The sequence below is a fragment of the Caballeronia sp. HLA56 genome (assembly GCF_054655155.1).
In genome coordinates this window covers 652,025-673,093 of sequence record NZ_BAAHOB010000004.1, presented here as the reverse complement: position 1 = coordinate 673,093, position 21,069 = coordinate 652,025, and the positions used below count along the sequence as shown (strand labels likewise).

Genomic DNA, 21,069 nt, shown 5'->3' with positions numbered 1-21,069 from the left:
CATATCCGGCTCAAAGCTTAAGTCGCTGCACTCCGCTGCAAGAACGCCTCAAGACGCCTGGCTAAAAATGCGATTCGTCATTCTTGGCCGTAAGAGCTCAGGGAGCGCATCAAGTTCCATTTACGTCTCCGAGACGCGCCCCTGACCTGCCCCGGTAACTTGAGACCGAATTGATCTAGGATAACGGCGCATCCATACGGAGCGCGTCATGAAGAAGAGTCGATACAGCGATGAGCAGATTGTTCGGATCTTGCGGGAGGCGGACAGTGCGCCGATTGCCGAGGTGGCAAAGCGACACGGTGTCAGCGACGCGTCGATTTACGCGTGGCGCAAGCGATTTGGCGAAATGGTCAGTGACGACGTCAAGCGATTGAAGGCGTTAGAGCTCGAGAACAACCGACTGAAGAAGCTCGTGGCGGAGCGTGACCTGGAAATCGAGGTCATGAGGGAGATTTCCGCAAAAAAATGGTAAGCGCACAGGCACGCCGCGAGCAAGCCCGCTATGCCATTTCGCGCGGGCTGAGCCAACGACGTGCGTGTGCGCTGATTCACGTCAGTCGCGCCAATCTCGGTTACATCAGCCTCATGCCGGGCAAGAACGGCCCGATCGTGGAGATGATGCGACGCCTCTCGGGTGATTATCCCCGCTTCGGCTCGCGGCGCATCCGCATCATGCTGGGCCGCGAAGGGATCGTCATCGGCAAGGAGCGGTGCAGCCGGTTGTGGGCGCAAGCCGGTCTTCAAGTGCCTCGCAAACGACGCCGACGCCGCGTTGCCGGTTCGCGTCCTCGACCGCTTGCTCCGAGCGCTCGCAACGCCGTATGGAGTTACGATTTCGTCTTTGACGCGTGTGCCAACGGCCAGCAACTGAAGTGTCTGACGGTCGTCGACGAGTACACGCGTGAATGTTTGGCCATAGATGTGTCTGGCTCGATCCGATCGGCCAGAGTCATTGAGGTGCTGAGCAAGCTAATCAGCGTTCACGGCGCGCCACGCTATATGCGAAGCGACAACGGCCCCGAATTCGTCAGCGCAGCGTTGCTCAAGTGGGTGGTATCGGAGAAGATCGAATCGGCGTTAATCGATCCCGGCAAGCCATGGCAGAACGGCACGAACGAAAGCTTCAACGGTAAATTCCGTGACGAATGTCTTGCTATGGAATGGTTTCGCAATCGGATTGAAGCCAAGATCGTGATTGACGACTGGCGACGGCATTACAACGAGGTTCGACCGCATTCGAGCTTGAACTACGACACGCCGCTGGCGTATCGCCAGCGCTTAGAAACCAATTCAACCCAAGCCGTTATTGCTAGAACGCAGTGGTCTTAGAAAAACGGGCAGGTCACCCCCGCTGAAAGCATACTGCTCGTACACAATCAGCTCGCCAATCTTAAAAAGTTGTTGGCGGCTAACGTCACGTCCGCGAGTGCGAGACAAGTGTAGCTTTGTAGGAAGTGACGCCAGTCGTAACACCATGGATAACACCTTTAGCAGGCAGCACTTACTTTCCGCCATGACTCCTCTTAATGAAAAAACGATACGGCATCCGTGAGCTTTCGACCCTGCCCATCCAGCGACTGCGCAGCAGCGGCTGCTTCTTCGACCAGCGCCGCGTTCTGTTGCGTTACGACGTCCATCTGCGTAATAGCCAGGTTGACTTGTTCAATTCCCTTACTCTGTTCAGACGAAGCACTGGCGATCTCCCCCATGATATCGGTGACGCGTCTCACGGCGTGCGTGAGTTCGGTCATAGTCGTGCCGGCGTCGTTCGCATGGTCTGCGCCATCAGCGATTTGAGCAACGGACATGGTAATGAGATCCTTGATCTCCTTTGCGGCGGTTGAAGAACGCTGTGCGAGCGTTCGCACTTCACCTGCTACGACTGCAAAACCACGGCCCTGCTCACCTGCACGAGCCGCTTCAACGGCCGCATTAAGTGCCAGAATGTTGGTCTGAAATGCAATACCTTCGATGATGCTGGTGATAGCAGAAATCTGCGACGAGCTTGAACTGATTGCGCTCATCGTCTGAATCACCTGATCGACGGCCTGATTGCCCTTATGAGCTATTTCTGAAGCGTGAGCGGCAAGCGAGCTAGCCTGCTGCGCGTTCTCGGAATTCTGCTTTACCGTCGAGGTCAGTTCATCCATGCTGGACGCAGTTTGCTGAAGCGCCGATGCTTGCTGTTCGGTTCGGGACGATAAATCAAAGTTACCCGTGGCAATCTCAGTTGAACCGGAAGCGATGTTGTCCGCCGCTGACCGGACCTCACCAATCATCTTGACGAGACTACCCTGCATGGTATGCATGGACGACAGCACGCTTCCATCGGCTGATTTATGGGCACCATCGATCGCGCGTAGATTTCCCTTCGCAACCCGTTGCGCGATGTTCGCCAGCACGCCAGGTTCAGCGCCCAGCGCGCGCAAGATACTGAAGGTGATGATCGCACCTGCAAAGATTGCGATCGACAAGGTTGCAACTGATAGTGCTATCAGCAGATTGCGCTGATGCTCGAATCGAACCTGTGCCTCATTGACCATCTCTACCGCGCGCGCATGGGTTGCGTCGGTGTAGGCGTTGGTCGCGCGTTTCAAATCTGCCAAGAGCGGACGACACTTGTTGTTGATAGCAGCAATGGCGGCGTCACGTTGACCGTCCATGGCAAGTCGGACAATCTCAAGGGCGACGGGCCGGTAGAGCCCTTCGATGCGAGGAATTTCAGTGGCGAGCTCGTGAGCTTGCGCAGGCATGTCTGTAGCGGCAGCAACCATCCGATTGAATTCGACGAGACGAACCTCGATTGTCTGCTCTGCCTTCAGAACAGCCTGGTGCTCAAGCTCAATGTCCGCAGGTGTCGTGACAAGCGCTAGATTGCGTACTGCCTCTGCGCGGTCATCGACTGCGGCGCGGATGGCCGTGGCCATTTCCGCGCGAGCATTGATGCCGTTGATAAATTTCTCGAATCGCGCGTTCGCATCGTTAAGCGAGCTCAGGGCCATACCAGCGATCATAAGAACGATCAGGCTCAGAGTTCCGAATGACGCGGCCAGTTTTGCCTTGATTGTCCAAGTTCCTTTTTTCATCTGTTTTCCGAAATGCATGAGTGGGAAACAAGGGTCATTCAGCACGAACGCACCCTCCGATACCTTTAAGCTTAACGGCGAGAAACACAGGTTTCTTGAGCCAATGCATCGCCTCCGTGACGGCATCTGTCTACTGCACGCAAAGGGACATGCTGTCGGAAATAAATACTGTCATCAAAACACTCAACTAATGCAAATCTCTAGTTTTCAGTATCAGCTTCAGAGGGGATCGGTCGTTAAGCATATTCGGATACGGCCGCGGGCCGTATTGCGAGAAAGTGGCAGTGACCACCTGGATTAATTCATTTCGCTGAGAGAAAAATGCTCCACAATCTAAATGTCAAAAGTAGGCTGGCGTGTGCGTTCTCGGTTCTGACTGTCATAGTGATCTGTATTTCGATCAACTCCATTTACGCGCTCAATCAGTCACGACAAGCATTCGAGTCTTATTTGGAAGGTGTTAGTGCGCGCGCAAACGTTGCCGCACGACTACGCGCGGCGGTCGATCGACGCGCCATCGCCGCGCGCAATGTTGTGTTGGTCACCACCGCGTCTGATCTTGCATTGGAGAAGACGGATGTCGTCGCGGCCCATTCCGACGTTCAGGCACATCTGACGGAACTCAAGCGGCTGGTTGCGAGACCCGATGCATCGGATCAGGCCCGCGCACTCGTTGGCCGTATTGATGAGATTGAGCAGGCTTATGCCCCTGTCGCTACTGCGATCCTGGAACTTGAGAATGCAGGTCGTCGGGACGCGGCGATTGCGAAAATGAACGCAGAGTGCCGCCCCTTGCTTGCCAAGCATGACCCATGCCACCGACGAGTATGCGGCGCTCACGCGACAAAAAGAAGCTGAGATCGCAGCCGATTATGATCAGCAGTATGTCTTGACCCGCAATATCCAGCTCGGCGTTTGTCTCGCCGCCATTCTGCTGGCGATCGGTGCAGCAGCGGCCATCACCCGCTCGATTGTCGAGCCTCTTAAGCGCGCGGTTCAGACTGCCAACGCGGTCGCGCAAGGCGACTTACGAACGACCTTGCATGTTTCAGGTCGCGACGAGACGGCGTCGCTGTTGCGGGCGCTCCAACAGATGAATGATCGATTGACCGCAACAATCGGTCAAGTACGGGAAAGCAGCACCGCTGTCGAATGCGCTGCAAGGGAGATTGCCACCGGCAACACTGACCTCAGCCAACGCACCGAGGAGCAGGCTGCATCGCTGGAACAAACCGCTGCCAGCATGGAACAACTTAACTCGGCCGTTAAAAGCAACTCCGAAAGCGCCTCACATGCGGCATCGCTCGCGGGCAACGCTTTCGACATCGCTCGACGAGGAAACGCAGTGGTTGGCCGCGTGGTTGAAACGATGAACGGCATCAGCGACAGCTCAACCGAGATCGCCAACATCACCGCAATCATTGAGGGCATCGCTTTCCAGACGAATATCCTGGCGTTGAATGCGGCGGTAGAAGCAGCGCGTGCCGGCGAACAAGGGCGCGGCTTTGCGGTCGTCGCCAGCGAGGTCCGAACACTCGCGCAACGCTCGTCGAGCGCCGCCAAGGACATTAAGACCTTGATCGAAAACTCGGTCCAAAAAGTCCAGGACGGAGCGCTCCTTGCAAGCGATGCGGGGCAAACGATGGCTGAGGCGACCGCTGCTGTGACCAAAGTGACTGACATCATGCAGGAAATTGCTGCGGCGTCAGGTGAACAAAGTCGCGGCATCGAACAAGTGAATCAGGCCATCGCGCAAATGGATCAGGTCACCCAGCAAAACGCCGCTCTGGTTGAGGAGGCGGCGGCCGCCGCTCAGGCGCTTCATGATCAAGGGATACAGCTTACCGCCGCGGTCGCTTTCTTTTCCATCGCCGAGGCCTAAACTGTTTTGGCGCGCCGATTTGCATCGTAGACCTCTTCGGTAGACTTCCGCCATTCGCTCAGTGTAGGAAGTCACCGTCGATCTTGGTGTCACCGCAATGCTCGACAAAATCGACTTCGCGAAAACCGGATAGCAGATCGTTCCAGTCAGTGAAGGTCCGGATCGGCACTGCTCGGCGGATTGCATTGCCGACTCCGCCCCGCACGTCGGCGCTGGTCGCCAAACGCTTTCTCACGCACATCTCGCTACTACCGATTCATCGTAGCGGCGCTGATCTCTGCGAGTTGCGTGCGCAATTCGTTTGGTAGCACCAAGTGACCGTGCCGTGTCATCGAGTCAAGCAGTGTCGGCATGAGCGCCTTTCGCCGCTCGCCGCATATCCGGTCGCTCGCCTCCCAGAGCGTGATGAGTTCCGCGCGCACGACATCGTTATAGCGACGCTGTGGACCTGGCTTGCCCATAGGTGGCAGGGACTCTTGGAACAGCATGCGTATTGCATGTTTGCGGTGATAGCCCGTCAATGAGACGAACTCGTCCAGGATCCGGCACTTATCGCTTCTCCCAGACCGTCGGTAACGCTCGCCGGTTGCTTCAGGCAATTAGTCAATTTTCGTCGCGTTGTCATGCACTGAATTAGGCTTTCCGTGATATCAGTGCTTGAAGCGCTCTCAGCTCCTTTTCGAGAACTGATCCTGCCTCGTTTCCACGTACAGCAAGTCATGCAGCGATCATCCTAGCCTCGTAATCGACGGGAGTGGAGAAATCGATAGAGGTGTGCAGGCGTTGTCGATTGTAGTAGCCCTCGATCCAGTCGACGATATCCAGACGAGCCTGCGCGCGCGTTTCGTAGCGAACCTGATAGATTCGCTCGACTTTCAGGGTTTTGAAGAAGCTTTCCATTGCCGCGTTGTCCCATGCATTAGCGCGACGGCTCATCGAAACGTTCATCTTAAAGTCAGCGGCCAGTTTTCGGTACGCCCGGCTTGCATATTGACTTCCGCGATCGGAATGTAGCAACAACCCCAGCGCGGGCTTACGGTGCCAGCACGCGCTGCGCAGTGCCTGGCAGACCAGTTCCGCGTTGATGCGCTCTGAAATTGACCAACCTACGATGCGTCGGCTTGCCAGATCCAGAATGGCAGCTAGGTATAGCCAACCTTCGCCGGTCCTGATGAACGTGATGTCGCTGACCCAAGCCTGATCGGGCTGCCAGCCGTCAAAACGACGATCAAGCAGGTTGGGGGCAACCGGTAAGCGGTGTGTCGAATCCGTCGTCACCCGATACGGGCGTTTATAGACCGGCCGCAGCCCTAGGCGTTGCAGACTACGGCGTACGCGTTCGGCGCTCGCCGGCTGGCCCTGGATCCTTAATTGCCTTACGATCCGAGGACGGCCGTAGCTGCCACGACTGGCCCGGTGAATCGCTGCCACCTCCCGATCAAGCGCGGCGTTGGCCTGCGCTCGCTGACTTGGCACGCGCTTACGCCACTGGCAATATCCGCTGCGCGACACCGTCAAGACGTGACACAGCCGAGTAACACTGTACTGGCCGCGGTGCTCGTCGATCCATGCGTACTTCACCGCGACCCCTTCACGAAGTACGCCGTCGCTTTTCGAAGGATCTCGATATCGAGTCTCGCACTGGCGAGCTCTTTCCGAAGTCGGCTGTTCTCCGCCTCAAGTTCGTTGATCGGGCGCGTCGATCGCGTGCTCTTCACTTCGTGACTGTCGACTTCGCCGATACTTTTAGCATTGCGACTGCGTCGACTCCAATTGCCCAAGGTTGCTACGGGCACCCCAAGCCTACGCGCGGCTTCGTGCTGCCCAACTGATTCGGCAAGCCTAATGGCCTCGACCTTGAACTCGTCTGTGTACTGCCGCTTTGGCACTAGCTTCTCTGACATTAGAACCTCCGTACAAACAGGAATTAGCAAATTTCTGCTGTACGTGAAATCGAGGCATGGTCAAACATCTGCTGCGTCGGCGTGCATCTGTGCAAGACCGGCATCCTTGTCATAGCCAGACGGCGTGCAGCGAGTAGCGGCAACATCGCGTAGCACCTCCGCAGCCATGCGAAGAGCTTCGGAAAGCGAAAGTGTATTCATAGCGTATTAAATGGATTTTTCCTCCCGGCTTGGCCGGACTCGTACTCCCATCGAAAACCAACGCGCTAGGGCCGCGCCAGTTATGCCGATACGTAGCTTGCACGTCGAACGATACTACAACGCAAGATGAACGATTCTAACTACTCTGCATCGTCATCTGCGAAGTATCGTGCCGCCGCCTCAAACATGCGCCGCTTTTCCGCTTTCACGTAAATGGAGGTGATTTGCAGTCAAGCCTGCCCCAGGATCGACCGAACCACGTCGGTCAGCATATCCCGTGCGACCGCTCGCGTGCCGAAGGTATGGCGAAACGCATGCGAGGAAGTGTTGACCAACTGGACTAGGTCTTCCGAGATCATCTCAGTCAGCGTTGCAGGGTCGGCCCGAAGCTCAATTACGACTCGCCGTACCGCCATGCGTACCAACCGCCCCGAGTGTGTCCGGCCTGTAGGCCATTTCAGGCTCGTCGGTGGCATGACGATTCTGCGCGGCGTAGGTCTCGGGACAAAATTGGCGCAATCTGCGGCCCTTCCGTTGGGCCATCGAAGTCGCAACCCCGGTCAGCCAATGGGCGCGAAGCGCATCGAGCGTAGCGCCGCTCACCGGTACGCGGCCCCAACTAATATCAATAAAGAGAGCCCGCCAAGATGATGAACCAACTTTGACGCAACTGCGCACGCCGGAGTTGGATGGCGCCCGGGAAGCAAATTAGCGCGATGATCGTCGCCGCACCCGACTGCTCAAGCAAGCCCGCCTAATGTATCCCCAGGCCGCCATCGAAGATCTTGACACTCGCACTGGTCGAGACGTGGACCCGCGTTCGCTCACAAGCCTGGCTCTCGGCGAATGGGTCGAGTCGGGATACAGCCTGCTCATTAGCGGCCCAACCGGCGCAGGTAAATCATGGCTCGCTTGCGCCCTCTCGCAGCATGCCTGCCGACGGGGGCACTCCGCCCTTTACTTGCGCTTGCCGCGTCTCGGCGAAGAACTGCGCGTCCTCCACGGCAACGGCGGCTTCACCAGATGGTTGCTGCAGGTCGCTCGCGTTGATGTTCTCCTGCTGGACGATTGGGGAATGGCTCCCCTCGAGGCGATAATTCGAACGATTTGCTCGAGATGATTGATGACCGGTCTGCTGGTAAAGCCACGATCGTGACCAGCTAGCTACCAATCGAACACTGGCATGGCTGGATAGGCGACGAGACGATCGCCGACGCAATGCTAGATCGCCTCATGCAGCGTCATCACCGCATCAAACTGATGGGCGAATCTCTCAGAAAACCGTCTACGGCGCCCAGCGGGCTGGAACCAGAACTCGACCAAAACTAGCAAGAAAATCTACAATCAACACCGCGCATTAATGCTGCGGCCTCTGCCAAGCGCGAGGTGCGTTGTGCAACGCTATCCGCCTGAGCTCGATCGACGCTAGCGGCGATGGCTAATAGCGCGGCTGGACTTCGTCCAATGGGTTCGCCAATCGACTTTCACAGGCCTTGTCCACCATGCTCACACCTCGCTCTAAAGCTGTGCGATATTCGTGATCGATATTGGCTTGGGTCGGGATAGAGATAGTGGGCCAGAGATGCCCGTCAAAGCCAATTATCTGAAGCAGCACAGCGGATCGGTTGCCGGCAGTGGCTGGTTGTTGGGAAATGAGTAAGCGATGAAGCCGGTAACGAATTTCCAATTTCAGTCTCTGATCGCGAGCGTAAACCGCATGGATGCCGTGCGACCGACTATCGTGATCCGCATTCCCACGCATCAAGCAGTATACGGATCGGACAGACCGTCGCACCGGTTGCCCGTACGATACGTAAAGCGAAGGCGTTTGGATGCGACTCCGGCGAAATAGCGAACTCTCAAGATACGTCGTCTGGTATTGTCGCGCCGCTACTCCGCCTTGACGCAAATCCAAGTTAGTCTGGCAGCGCTTCGCGAATGAGGATCGACTGAACGACATCTGCCAGCAAGTCCCATGCAGCCAAGGCCGCGAAATTTTCATCCGCTCAGAAGTGAATCTCTTACCAAAACCACGCTGGAACCGGAAATGACTCGAGGACCTTCGAGCCGAAGTCGATAATCGGCGCCGAGATCATGCAGTCGTTGGTGACGTTCGCCGTCACGGGAAACGAGAACGACGGGTAAAACCGGCAGCGCGAGACAGTCGAGAAACGTTCTGGTGATCGGCAGCGTCTGATAGCCGACGTGCGCCGTGCTACCGAACGTTGCGCCGAAACTGCCCGCCCGCACTGGCCAGGTCACGAAGCGCAGACGTCCCTCAGTCGATCGAAGGAGGCCGCCCTTGCGTCAACTCCCGCATCCAAGCCGGCCAGCGCTTATCGCGGGAGTGCGCCCGGCCGAAAAGCTCAATCTCAAGCTCGACAGAGGCGATATGGGCGGTTTGGTCAAGATATCTCGGCGCGGTAACGGGGCCAAACATCTCGTGACCATTCTTGCGCGTTGCCTCGATCGCCCGCTGGGCTGCGACCCTTCCGCTTTCGCCAAGCTCGAACGATTTGCGCAACGCGTCCCGCGTCGCTGCTGACTCGGGCAGGTGGTGCTCCCTCTCGCAATTTCGGTAATAGGCGGCCCAAGGAGACGCTTGCAAGAAGGCAGCGACTTCCACCGAGCAGAAACCCTCGGCCAACATAGCGCGCGCCGCGCGCCGCTCCGGGTTGGTTGGGAAAAACCGCTGCGCGGCCATGTCTTGTACAAAGTCCTGAAACTCGGCTTCCGCCTGCCCGCGTTTTCCAAGTTCGTCGCCCACTCCGCCACATTCGTCCGTTTGCTTGTTCACTTTCGGGTTCCCTCGTTCAGTTCCGCAAGCGTCACGCTCTAACGCCTAAAACGTATCGTTTTCGCTCAATCGCCAGGATCTAACTGGGACGCGGCAACAGCGTGTCTAGCAGGTCCTGCATCCTCCCTCCGTGATCAAGCTTTGCCTCAAGCCATTCATTGGCCTCCACGATCACGCCCATACGAACCTGCAATAGCTGGCGGTGATGCTCATTAAGCGCGCGGCCGATCGAAGCGAAAACCGCTGGCGCCACCTGCCAGTTTTTGTCGACGCAGCCCCGCTCGATCGCTTCTGCCAGTCCCGCGGCCGCCTCGGCTAGCGTTTCCTTGTCCAACGAACCAAACCCCAACTGGGCAACGCGAGCGGCCACGACCGTGGCGTGCGCGAGCGCTAGGACGGCTTCGGGGTCAGCGTCCCCCGCGCGCACGCGATCGAGCGAAGTCCATGAGCGAAGCGATATATGATTGGCGGTCGCCTCGTTCACAGGCAAGAACATGGCCTTGTTGTTGCGGGCGCGTTGGGCAAGCCTTCGCTTGATTTTGTTTTGCTGGACCATGACTTGGAAACGGCTCGGAATTCGGAAACAGGAGCATATTCGCGTGGCGTGCGTTCGCGAACGTCTTTTTGATTTAGGGCGCCATCGTCGAGCGTCGAACTTGCAAGCGTGTGGCGAACAAAAAACCGCCCGCAGGGCGGGACTCTTTGTCGGCAGCGAGGACCCGAGCGCCAGCACGGCGCAAGCGTGTACGATTGCAAGAGCAAACCAATTTGAGATCGTTATGCTACCGCGACTTAGACGGCTTCGACGGACGATGTTGCACCGTGCGATGAATCCCCTCGACCACCTTTTCGAGGGGGCAGGCGACTTGCGCCCCGCAAGAACTTCAGATCCTCACTCGACATTCGTTTCGGACGAGGCGCGCGCGCTGCACGGCGCGCTGAACGTCTTTGACGCTTGGTCGAATCGCATCTCAATGGTGTGCGAGTTGCACCTGCGTGCTGAAAATGGCGAAGCGGCCGCAAATCGCGCGACCCCATCGCTGTTAACGAACCATTGGTTGCTGCCAATGCTGTTTTCGGAACTTGAGCGGCAAGCAACTGGCGCAAGCCGGCGGACCCGTCGAGCGTTGCAAAACGTCAAAGTGGCCAAATCGAACGTCGCGCCATTCCTGAACCCGGCACAACGAGCCGAACAGCATGTGCGGGCGTTCGGCGACGCAACAGCGCGGTTGCAAGCGGCGTGCGAGCGCCTCCATGATGCACTCACCGAAGACGTCAATCGCCGGTCCTGAATGCGTCGATGCCTCTGTCGAGGCTTGTTATTTTTGCCATTGAGGTGATCTGGTTTTGCTACCGGCAAAATTGGCAAAGCGTTTATTTGATTGAAGCTAATCGGCTCGTCAAATGCTGCTACGGCGACGCAGTGTCCCCTTTCTGCTCCGTTTTTGGTTTCCTAAGTACAAGTGCAGTTTCTCCCGCACCTTTTCAAACAGAAATGGATCGAACCGGGCCATGTTTTATATCCATCTGCTCGTTCTTGCAGAAAGATCGGCGTACTTACTGATCTTCAGGCCGCGCTCAACGGTTGAGAATCGCCAGATGAGCCGCTCACCCGCTGGACACCGATATTCTTTTGTCCTGGCGTCGTAAATGAAGTCTTCCTTGCCGAACCGGCCATGAGCCGTTGCGCTCGATGTCACCGTCTTTGGAACGAACACGGTTATTCCGGCCTGATGGCATGCAAGTATCTCCTCGCTCTTGTAGTAGCCGCGATCCGCAACTGCGGTGAGCTTGTCGACGCCCATCTCTGTACGGGCAAGCTTCACCATCAATGCCAACTGATCACGATCAATGCCATCTGATCGTCACGACGTGCGCGACGATCAGATGGTGCTTCGTGTCTACCGCCGTCTGGATGTTATAGCCGACGACTCCGGTTCCTTGCGTCTTCATCGAACGGGCATCCGGGTCCGTGAGCGATCCCTGTCGGTCGGGTGCCTCGTTCAGCTTGACCTCGATTGCCTTGAGGCTTTGCATCTGTTCCTTCAAGGCTGCAATCTTTTCCCGTAGTCGCTCTGTTCTGGCCTTCGCGATTGCAGGCTCCTGACGATCCGCCGTATCCATCGCCTCGAGATAGCGGGCGATACTTGATTCGATGTCGCGCATGCGTCGTTCGAGCTTGGCGCTGGTGAAGTTGCGGTCGCGATTGTTCACCGCCTTGAACTTGCTGCCATCTATCGCAACGAACGCTTCGCCGAACAGGTCAAGACGCTGGCAGAGCATGACGAACTGACGACAGACGCTGCGGATTGCTTTGCCATTGTCCTTACGGAACCGCGCAATGGTCTTGAAGTTCGGCGCAAGGCGGCCCGTGAGCCACATTAGTTCGACGTTGCGCTGAGCCTCGCGTTCAAGGCGACGGCTGGATTGAATACGGTTCAGGTAACCGTAAATGTAGATCTTGAGCATTACCTCCGGATGATACGAAGGTCGACCCGTCAGCGCTGGCTCAACACCTTCAAATCCGAGCTTCTGAAGATCGAGCTCGTCTACAAAAACGTCGACTACGCGCACGGGATTGGTGTCCGTCACGTAGTCGTCATGTGCTTCAGGGAGGAGAAAGCTTTGTGTGCGACTGTCGCCTTGAACGAACCGCTTCATCTCGCTCACCCTCCGCTGTCGGATGAGCTATTTTACCGCGCCAAAACGGCGTTTTGACACGCTCTAGGCCGGTTTCCGACCCAACGCCGAGCTAGCGTTTCGTCTCGCGGCAAAATTTCGAAGGCAACCGGGCGGTAATCCTCCCGTCCAGTAAGCGGGATCAGAAGTAGAATTTCCAGCAAAGGGAGTTCTACGCAATGAAGAAGTCGAAGTTCACGGATAACCAGATCATGGACGCGCTCAAGCGCGCGGAAGCTGGCGTGACGGTGCCGGAGGTTTGCCGGGAGTTGGGCATCAGCACGGCAACGTTCTACAGCTGGCGCAGCAAGTACGGCGGGATGGACGTGTCGCTGATGGCGCGGATGAAGGAGCTGGAAGCGGAGAATGCGCGACTGCGCAAGATGTACGTCGAAGAGAAGATCAAGGCGGAGATCGTCGCAGAGGCGCTGGCAAAAAAAGACTGAGGCCATCTACTCGCCGCGAGATGGCCAGAGAAGCAGTAGCGAGCCGGGGCGTGTCGATCCGGCTTGCGTGCGAGGCATTTGGTATCAGCCAGACGTGCTACCGCTACGAGCGGCAGCGCAATGCAGAGAACGAGCAGATTGCCGACTGGCTGCTACGGCTGACCGACAATCATCGCAATTGGGGCTTTGGGCTGTGTTTCCTGTACCTGCGCAACGTGAAGGGCTTCGGCTGGAACCATAAGCGCGTGTACCGGATTTACCGAGAACTGGAGCTGAACCTGCGCATCAAGCCTCGCAAGCGGCTTGTACGGCAGGCGCCGGAACCGCTGATCTTGCCGGCGTCGGTGAATGCGGTGTGGTCGATGGACTTCATGCACGACCAGTTGAAGGACGGGCGCAGTATCCGGCTGTTCAACGTAATCGACGACTTTAACCGCGAAGCGTTGGGCATCGAGATCGACTTCTCGTTACCCTCGGCACGTGTCATCCGGGCCTTGGAGCAAATCATCGGCTGGAGAGGAAAGCCGTTGGCGATCCGGTGCGATAACGGTCCGGAGTACCTCAGTGATGCGATCACGCAATGGGCTGCAAGGCATGGCATCGCCTTGAACTACATTCAGCCTGGCAAGCCACAGCAGAACGCCTATGTGGAGAGATTCAACCGGACGGTGCGCTATGAATGGCTATCGCAATACTACTGGGACGACCTTGCGCACGTGCAGCACTTCGCAACCGAATGAATGTGGCAATACAATCACGAGCGCCCGAACATGGGCTTTGGCGGCATGACGCCGAAACAGCGGCTTATGGCCGCCGCATAGCCTCTACTTCTGACTCGCGTTAAAAGTGGGGGGATTACCCCTTTACCAGGTTGAGACTCTCGCACGCGGCGTACTGCCCGAAGGTCGAACCCGCGCGGACCAAACATATCAGTTACGTCAGGCGCACAGCGTGCCGTTGTTGAACGCATTCAGGATATGGCTCGATGAACAGGCGGCACACGTCCTGCCCGAAAGCCTGACAGGCAAGGCCATCAGCTACACGCGCAATCAGTGGGAATACTTGCGGCGCTACGTCAATGATGGTGACTCACCCATCGACAATAATTTGCTCGAGCGCGACATCCGGCCGTTTACGACCGGAAGAAAGGCATGGCTGTTCAGCGACACGGTTGCCGGCGCAAAGGCCAGCGCGATCATTTACAGCCTGATGTTGACGTGCCGTGCGTGCGGAGTCGAGCCCTATGCCTATCTGCTGACCGAGCTGCCGCAGCGCGCAGCTGATGCCGATATCCGTGACCTGCTCCCATTCAACTTCGTAACACGGAACGACGTATCCGCATCAACCTGATCGCGCAACGGGCAGTCGCTGGCTCTCGATGGTGTGCATTAATTCGCGCTTACGATTGAGTGGAGATCGACCACGCGCAGATACGTGGCCGCTAATCGCTCTGGGAGAAAAGCCTCAATGTAAGACTAGCCGCCATTACGAACGGCGGCCAGTCAACAACGAGTTTTACTGCGCCGCTGCTGTGCTTGCGGCAACCGGCGGAGTTCCTACCCGATAGCAAGCGGGTGTAGCGCCCGGTTTCGGCCGCTGATAAACCAGCTTGTAGCCATTCGTGCCACTCGCCCATGACGCCTTCGATGCAAATGTCAGCACTGGACCTGCGTTGTTGCTCGAACTTGGTGTCTGCGTGATGACGAGCGGTGCGAGCGCCGGATCGGTCTGTACCTTGTCGGCTTCGATAATACGGCGCACATGCGAGAGGCTCGCGGCGTACCAGTCGGCTTTCATCGTCGCATTTTGGATTACGAAGGGACGATAGGCCGGTCCGGCATTGTGACTGTCGATGATCATCCACGGATCCTTGTCCGTCGATTCTCCCAACTCGGACACCGGCATGGGCTTGCCGTCCGACGTCGACAGGTACGATGCGATGTCAACGCCCAGACGCGATCCGACCTTGCCAAGCGTACTCAAATCGAAGTGCGCCGGATCGCTCGCTTTAAGCTCGCTGTAATGCTTACCGGTCCAAGTGATAACGTGCGAGACATCGTAGCCGTCCGCTGTTGTGACCGTGCCGACGTTAGCGGGGACGGTCGCCTTTTGCGTAATGTACAGCAGGTCGCCCGGCTTCAAGTAACCGACCATGTTGGCGATGTTGCCCTGGTTGATATCCAGCAACACACCCGGCTCCTTTTGGCCTGAGCTTACGAGCGGATCATCGCCAGTAGAGCAAGCCTGCGAACCGATCCCCGTCTCGAGGTTATTAGTTTCCTGCGTGAGACCCGCGAAGTTGTACACCCATGAGGTGAAGTCTGAACAATCGACGCCTTGCCACTGAATCTCGTCACTTTGCGTCAAAGGCGTGAGGCTCTGCGACCCATCGGCGCGACGGTTCGCGGTGCAGGTCATTTTGGACGTGCTGCCGCCAGAGGTACTGCCCGAGGAAAAGTTGCGAAACTTAGCGGGCGACTTCGGCGGTAACCAGCCGGGGATGTGATGGTGGCAATAGTTGATGCCCTGATCGACCCAATAGTTCTCCACAGCCATGAGCAGTTCGCGCTGGAACGCCCCGACATCGCTGCCGCAAGCTGCCGCCGTGACCGGGCCGTAGCTCGCGGCGAACGGACCCCATGTGCCGCCGTTGGCAAAATTTTTCCAGTTCGCCACAGTGACGCCATTTCCGAGCTGTGCCTGAACTTCGTTCTTTCGATTGGCGAAGAGCGTGCCGAGCTCGCTTAACAGCTTTTCGCGATCCGTGCACGCCGCGCTGCTGATGGATACTGCGGCTGCATGACCGGGAAGCACATTCTTCAGGGCCGACAGTTTCTTGATGCCGGACTTGTTGTGACTGCCGCCGACGTAAGCGGCCGCGGCAGTGGTAATCGCGCAGTTACCGCTGACCGGTGCGTCGAGCGTGCCGTCAGAGTTGATGTTGCCTGCACCGGCGTTACATTGTGCGAGGTTGTCGCCGTTGCCGGCTTGCGCAACGATATTTTGCGTGCTCTCGACGACCGAGAGGCCGAGCGACGTGCGGCTCTGTGACTCCGCGCCGAGCGCGAGCGCCATCTTCGATCCATCGGAAACGTCCGTCGTAGTGCCGCTCGAAACGAAAGTCGGCGTGGTCGAGCTCACGTCGATGTCGCCCGCAAAGGCGTTCATACGTGACATCGCTGAAGCGATGTTGTCGGCAGTGAGGCCGCCTGCAGCGCGTGCGTCGGCAACGACGGCGTTCGAATAGGTGGAAACTACCATCTGAGACGGGGCAGTCAGGTAGACCGCGTCAAGTTCGCCGTTTAGCGTGGTGGCGGTGCCGGTTGCCTCTTCCTCGTAAGAACCGCCCGTGACACGTACGAACACCGGATAGTGCAGTGCCGATTTAAGCGTGAAGGAACCGTCGGACGCGGTAGTGCTAGTTGTGACGGGCTTGTCGGACACGGTACCGTCCGCTGCAAGCTCATGAACCTCGACCGTCGCGTTGCTGAGCGGACCCATGTAGACACTGCCGGAGGTCGACGGTGCAGAGCTGCCTCCGCATCCTGCAAAAACGGAGCAAAAGACCGCGAGCGTTGCGGCACTGATAAGGGTTGGTTTCACGAGTTCAAGGACGTTCAGTCTGGGTTTATGTGAATGGCGATGCGCCCAGGGCGCGCTCGCTGCTTATGTTGTTTCTACCTGATGAAGCGATCGCACCGTCGATCCACGTTTTCAGTTCCCGAACCATCTCTTTTATTGACGGCTTGCGGACCATCAACTTGAGGGTGGCGTGAGCCGGTGCGATGTCGCTTCGGCGTGCAAATTCCTACCGCATCACGCGTTAGGGGAAAACGGCATCGGAAAACGCGTAATACGCATTGCTGGAACCGCTCGACCCGTCAGTCAGTTTGATAAAGACTTTGCGTCCGATAAAGAACGGCATACCCCAGACAAAGGCGCGCGAGTCCTTGTTGGCGACAATGGCAATATTTCTGAACGCGCCCTTACCGCTGTTGATCAGACTGGTTGAATCGCCGACACGAAATTTGGCGGTCGCTTCCGTAGTTTGGCCTTTCAGAGTCGCGGATAACGCTGCTTCGGGCGCTGCACACCAGTGGGCGCCGCACGCGTGCACTCCAGCCGGCGGAGTGGCGAAGTAATATTCTTCGGTACCTGTATCGAAGTAGCTCGCAGAGTATGACTGCCCGTTCCAAACCGTCGTGAAGGTTCCATCCGGCGCGAGATCGATCACGTCGGTAACGTCGAGGGCATTGTTCGAACGCGTTGCGATGCCCAGCGTAAGCGTCCCCGGTGTGGCGCTCGCGCCCGACTCCGGAACCGCCTGTACGTTGAGCACGTAGCCATTGTTATCAGACGGAAGAGCCGCTATCGGATGAACAACGCGAAAATTCGCGGCCACGGGCTTAGCGATGGGCGTGCACCCTTCTGTAGTGCACTCGTAGTACCGAGGTGTTCTGAGCGAAATGAAACATGGATCCTTGCAATCGTTGAGGGATACCGGAGCAATCCCGAGCGTTCCGTTCGACGTCGGCTTGCTGCCTTTCGAACAGGAGTCGGGACGCGGATGATCGCCATACGACGCGCTTGCTTCATCGACGATCTGAATTGGAACACTCGATGCTTGGATGGCAGCTAACCGGACATCCGCGCGAGTCACTACTCCCCAAGCGGCCGATGAGACGAAGCGATAGCATTCCGCCAACGCATGTGCGTCGGGTCCTGCCATCGCCGAGAAGAGTTCAGGATGTTTGAGCGCGGAACGTTGCAATCGCAGGCCAACAGAGCCTGTATCCACCATGACGTTATTGACCGTTTCGCACATCGACGTGCCGGGCACGCAGACGGTGACGCTAATCAAGGCCCGGTTGATGTCATAGTTCGGCGTTTGCACGCTAATCGGTAATACGTTATCCGCAACTGTTGTCGCCGGGTTCGGCTCATTTGTGCCAACAACGGCGGACGTCGATGCCGGCGCCGACGCACCGGTAGCGGTCGTCGCTGGGCCTGATGCGCCAGGAGCAGACGTCGACGCCGTCGAGGAAACTGCGTTTGCTGCTGCCGCAGCTCCATTCGACGGTGTATTGGAGTTTCCTCCGCACGACACGAGGAAAGGAAGCGCAAGAAGAAATAGAGTGCTGACGAAATGCCGCATGTCTGCTTGTGTCAAGAATAAGTTGATGCACCCGGAACTTGGGCCGGGCTGAGGAAGGCATGCACAGCCTTTCAGGTTATCGACAGCGCCTGCGGTTCCTTGAGCAGTTTTGTGATGTGTGAGGGCTCGAGAGTCGCTTCATCGCACATCGATGTTCAGATAGGAGAAAGCGTCCTTCCTAACCCGTAGACGTGCCTGCATCAGGCCAATATGTTCGCGCAGGGGATAAAGTGCATCAGCATAGGCAATCGAACGCTGAATTCGTTAGCGACTGTTCAGCCGAAGCCAGTCCTTCAAGCAGCGCATGACGGTCGTCGTCATCGTCCAATAAAAGAGCCTTGCGCTCGACCGTCAGCAGACGGCCATAAGACCGATGATGCGTGACCAGATTCGCCGGCGATATATTGCTGGAATCAGCCGGAGCGCCGGAACGATAAACACCATGAGAGGTGGGAGCAGCGGTAGCGCCCGATCCATCGCACTCGCGAGCCAAAAGGGCCGTGTGCGGTAGAGGTAGCTCTTTCCGGAACGGTAATGACGAGTCGCCTGCTCGCTGATCGGAAGTCATGAGCGATGAGATTAGGGATGTCCACCCCGCTGCTTGATCGTCGATTTTCCGTGAACCTCGTGTGCTGTCACGGATCGGCGTAATCGAGCCGGGGATGATCGGCTTAATGAGGCCACATAGAGTAGCCCCGAAACGCAATTTAGAATGGTTTCAAGAATGCGGTTTTTTGCCTGATTTTGCAATGACGTTTTCGCCGCTTTCGGGCATTGGTCTGGGCTTACGGAAGCTCTCGCCTTCGAGGACGATCCGATAGCAACCGTGGCGCAGTCGATCAAGCGTGGCGGCGCCAAGCACACGGTTGTCTGGGAAGGCGTCTCCCCATTCGTCCAGATCAAGATTTGAAGTCAAGATCGTCGCTGCTCGCTCATAGCGGGCGGCAACGAGATCATGGAAGTCTTCGTCGTGTGGTGCGCGCAACGGTTTAAGCGCGAAGTCATCGACGATCAGCAGCGGCACACGCACGAACTGTTGAAACTTGCGCTCGTACATTCCTGTGGCACGCGCTGCATGCAGCTTCTTCAGTAGATCGGTCTGTGTGACGAACACGACATCGCGGCCCTGACGCGCGGCGCAGTGGCCCAACGCCTGCGCGATGTGCGACTTTCCAACGCCTGTTTGACCCACCATTAGAATTGCGACCTTCTCGTCGATGTAGCGTCCGGTCGCAAGATTGCGCGGCGACAATTGTTCTGTCCGGAGTGTTGCCTCACGGAATGATGCTACTCCCGGCTGGTTGTCACCGCGGAATCGTTTTGTGGTGAGGGCTGGCGCTGCGTAGCAGCGTCAGCCCTCACCACTTCGGCGTCGTCGCCGCTGAGTATCCGGGTCACCAGCTCCCTCGCTCGATCCGATCGCCACACTTTCACCCGGCGCTGCAGGGTGCGTAGTTGCGTGCCGGAATACAGCGTGGGCGCCATCGCAGTGAGACGCTCATAAAGCTGCTTTACCGTGATGCCGGGTTCGGTTTCGAGCCACGCCTGTATTTTCGGCCAGGTATGTTCGAACGGATCGTCGCGAGTGCGCCAGTCATGAGGGACGCGCGCTTTGCGGTGATGCGTCGGTCTAATCTCGCCGGCCTGCCACGCCGTCCCGAGACTGGACAGGAAGTCGGAGAGTGGAACCTCGGTTGCTGTCTTCGTCGACGCTAGCGGACCGCCGGACGCGCTGCTTAGTGCAATGCGCTGTTGTGCTTCGCGAATGCGATGCAGCAGATCCAACGGATCGAGCCTACGAAACCGCGCGCGAAGACTACGTTTGGTCGCCTCGGGAATAGATGGGGACCGCAAGACGCGTTCAAGCGGCGTCAACGGAGCTTCATAGAGCTTCGTCACCTTGGCGCCGTGACGCGTCTTCGATTTCAGTTTGAATGATGGCTGGAAGAAATTGATGTACAGCCGTGACACTTGATAGAGAGAAGCAAGCGTTTCCGTGGCTTCAAGACCTCGTAGCCTGCCGTAGCCCACAAGGCGGCGGACAATGGCGCCATTTTTTTGCTCGACCCACGCTTGATCGTTTTTCTTATAGGCACGCGAGCGCGTCAGTTCGATACCCGTTGCCTTGCAGAAGTCGAAGACAGCCGCGTTCATGAAGGCGCTATCGTTATCGCAGTCCAGACCACGCAACGGAAACGGTAAGGCAGCGCTCACCTGCTCGACGTGCTCAAGAACAAACGCGCTGCTGCGAAACGGCATAGCGAAACACTCGGTCCAACCCGTTGCGATATCTGTCATCACGAAGCTGTGTACAAAGTCGCCGTCGATCTTGGTACCACCGCAATGCTCAACGAAATCCACCTCAAGATAACCGGGTAGCGGGTCGTTCCAGTCAGTGAAGGTCCTGATCGGCACCGCGCGGCGAATCGCATTGCCGATTCCGCCAGCTCGCCGGCGCTGGCCGCTGAAGGCTTGCTCGCGCACATCCCGCAGCAGCCGATCAATGGTCGCGGCGCTAATCTGCTTGAGCCGCTGACGTAGGTCCTTGGGCAGCGACAGATGCCCATGCCGTGTCATCGAGTCAATCAGCGTCGGGATGAGCGCCTTCAGGCGTTTGCCGCAAATTCGGTCAGCAGCCTCCCATAGCGTGATCAGCGCGGAACGAACGTCATCGTCATAGCGGCGTTGCGGGCCTGGCTTCGCCTTCGGCGGCTGCGGCTCTCGGCACAGCACTCGGATTGCGTGCTTACGATGATAGCCCGTCAATTCAACGAATTCGTCCAAGATCTGGCGCTTGTCTTTCCGGTCGGAGCGGCGGTACCGCTCGCCAACTGCCTCGATCAATTCCCGTCTTGTTGTCATGCTGAGCCGCCTCGTCATAAGTCGCTCCCGCCAGCCGTCTGACAGGTAGCAAAATAC

12 protein-coding genes and 5 pseudogenes are annotated in these 21,069 nt (G+C 57.5%); 7 read left to right on the top strand and 10 right to left on the bottom strand.

The annotated features are described in order from the left end of the window. Nucleotides 1-208 precede the first annotated feature (208 nt). A protein-coding gene (locus tag ACYQ47_RS19140) for an IS3 family transposase (protein WP_310391523.1) occupies nt 209-1,329 on the top strand; the annotation gives its coding sequence in 2 pieces (ribosomal slippage) (nt 209-467 and nt 467-1,329; 1,122 coding nt in all). A gap of 194 nt (nt 1,330-1,523) precedes the next feature. Here the strand turns inward: ACYQ47_RS19140 and ACYQ47_RS19135 are convergent. Further along, nucleotides 1,524-3,086: a methyl-accepting chemotaxis protein gene (locus tag ACYQ47_RS19135; RefSeq protein ID WP_459906457.1), complete on the bottom strand. Its 1,563-nt coding sequence runs from the start codon at nt 3,084-3,086 to the stop codon at nt 1,524-1,526. A 321-nt stretch (nt 3,087-3,407) separates the two neighbouring features. Here ACYQ47_RS19135 and ACYQ47_RS19130 point away from each other — a divergent pair, with 321 nt between their 5' ends. Both ACYQ47_RS19130 and ACYQ47_RS19125 read left to right on the top strand, forming a co-directional pair. Next, on the top strand, nt 3,408-3,944 hold the full coding sequence (locus ACYQ47_RS19130) for an MCP four helix bundle domain-containing protein (RefSeq protein ID WP_459906456.1): 537 nt from the start codon (nt 3,408-3,410) through the stop codon (nt 3,942-3,944). Continuing rightward, nucleotides 3,892-4,968 (top strand): methyl-accepting chemotaxis protein, encoded by a 1,077-nt coding sequence (locus tag ACYQ47_RS19125; protein ID WP_459906455.1) that lies wholly within the window; start codon nt 3,892-3,894, stop codon nt 4,966-4,968. Before ACYQ47_RS19130 ends, ACYQ47_RS19125 begins: the two co-directional genes overlap by 53 nt. Before the next feature lie 58 nt (nt 4,969-5,026). On the opposite strand, the gene ACYQ47_RS19120 is transcribed toward ACYQ47_RS19125, so the two are convergent. Beyond that, the gene (locus ACYQ47_RS19120) at nt 5,027-5,203 is read right to left on the bottom strand and encodes a hypothetical protein (RefSeq protein ID WP_459906454.1); all 177 of its coding nucleotides are present in this window, start codon (nt 5,201-5,203) and stop codon (nt 5,027-5,029) included. 482 nt (nt 5,204-5,685) lie between these two features. Beyond that, nucleotides 5,686-6,872 (bottom strand): IS3 family transposase gene (locus tag ACYQ47_RS19115; RefSeq protein ID WP_459905946.1). Its coding sequence is split into 2 segments (ribosomal slippage): nt 5,686-6,578 and nt 6,578-6,872, totalling 1,188 coding nucleotides; the frame shifts between segments, so codons are not numbered across the junction. Nucleotides 6,873-7,785: 913 nt separating this feature from the next. On the opposite strand from ACYQ47_RS19115, the pseudogene ACYQ47_RS19110 reads away from it, so the two are divergent. Next, nucleotides 7,786-8,402, top strand: a pseudogene (locus ACYQ47_RS19110) (ATP-binding protein); the annotation flags it as partial. Nucleotides 8,403-9,351: 949 nt separating this feature from the next. On the opposite strand, the gene ACYQ47_RS19105 reads toward ACYQ47_RS19110, so the two are convergent. Both ACYQ47_RS19105 and ACYQ47_RS19100 read right to left on the bottom strand, forming a co-directional pair. Further along, nucleotides 9,352-9,870 (bottom strand): hypothetical protein, encoded by a 519-nt coding sequence (locus ACYQ47_RS19105; protein ID WP_459906453.1) that lies wholly within the window; start codon nt 9,868-9,870, stop codon nt 9,352-9,354. Nucleotides 9,871-9,949: 79 nt separating this feature from the next. Beyond that, nucleotides 9,950-10,426: a hypothetical protein gene (locus tag ACYQ47_RS19100; RefSeq protein WP_459906452.1), complete on the bottom strand. Its 477-nt coding sequence runs from the start codon at nt 10,424-10,426 to the stop codon at nt 9,950-9,952. Between the two features lie 271 nt (nt 10,427-10,697). On the opposite strand from ACYQ47_RS19100, the gene ACYQ47_RS19095 reads away from it, so the two are divergent. Then, entirely contained in the window at nt 10,698-11,162 is a 465-nt protein-coding gene (locus tag ACYQ47_RS19095) for a hypothetical protein (protein ID WP_459906451.1), read from the top strand. Between the two features lie 261 nt (nt 11,163-11,423). Here ACYQ47_RS19095 and ACYQ47_RS19090 read toward each other — a convergent pair. Further along, nucleotides 11,424-12,531 (bottom strand): annotated as a pseudogene (locus ACYQ47_RS19090) (IS1182 family transposase); the annotation flags it as partial. Between the two features lie 197 nt (nt 12,532-12,728). Here ACYQ47_RS19090 and ACYQ47_RS19085 point away from each other — a divergent pair. Then, nucleotides 12,729-13,816, top strand: a pseudogene (locus ACYQ47_RS19085) (IS3 family transposase). Nucleotides 13,817-13,856: 40 nt separating this feature from the next. Then, nucleotides 13,857-14,345 (top strand): annotated as a pseudogene (locus ACYQ47_RS19080) (transposase domain-containing protein); the annotation flags it as partial. A 165-nt stretch (nt 14,346-14,510) separates the two neighbouring features. Here the strand turns inward: ACYQ47_RS19080 and ACYQ47_RS19075 are convergent. The 4 genes and pseudogenes from ACYQ47_RS19075 to ACYQ47_RS19060 form a co-directional block, all read right to left on the bottom strand. Beyond that, nucleotides 14,511-16,496 carry a hypothetical protein gene (locus ACYQ47_RS19075; protein ID WP_459906450.1) on the bottom strand — a complete coding sequence of 662 codons (1,986 nt, stop codon included), beginning with the start codon at nt 16,494-16,496 and terminating at the stop codon, nt 14,511-14,513. Between the two features lie 322 nt (nt 16,497-16,818). Then, a complete protein-coding gene (locus ACYQ47_RS19070) occupies nt 16,819-18,165 on the bottom strand; it encodes a DUF3443 family protein (protein ID WP_459906449.1) in 1,347 nt (448 codons plus the stop codon). Nucleotides 18,166-18,868: 703 nt separating this feature from the next. Continuing rightward, nucleotides 18,869-19,390: pseudogene (locus ACYQ47_RS19065) on the bottom strand (ATP-binding protein); the annotation flags it as partial. A 47-nt stretch (nt 19,391-19,437) separates the two neighbouring features. Continuing rightward, the gene (locus ACYQ47_RS19060) at nt 19,438-21,012 is read right to left on the bottom strand and encodes an integrase catalytic domain-containing protein (RefSeq protein ID WP_459906448.1); all 1,575 of its coding nucleotides are present in this window, start codon (nt 21,010-21,012) and stop codon (nt 19,438-19,440) included. Nucleotides 21,013-21,069: the final 57 nt, after the last annotated feature.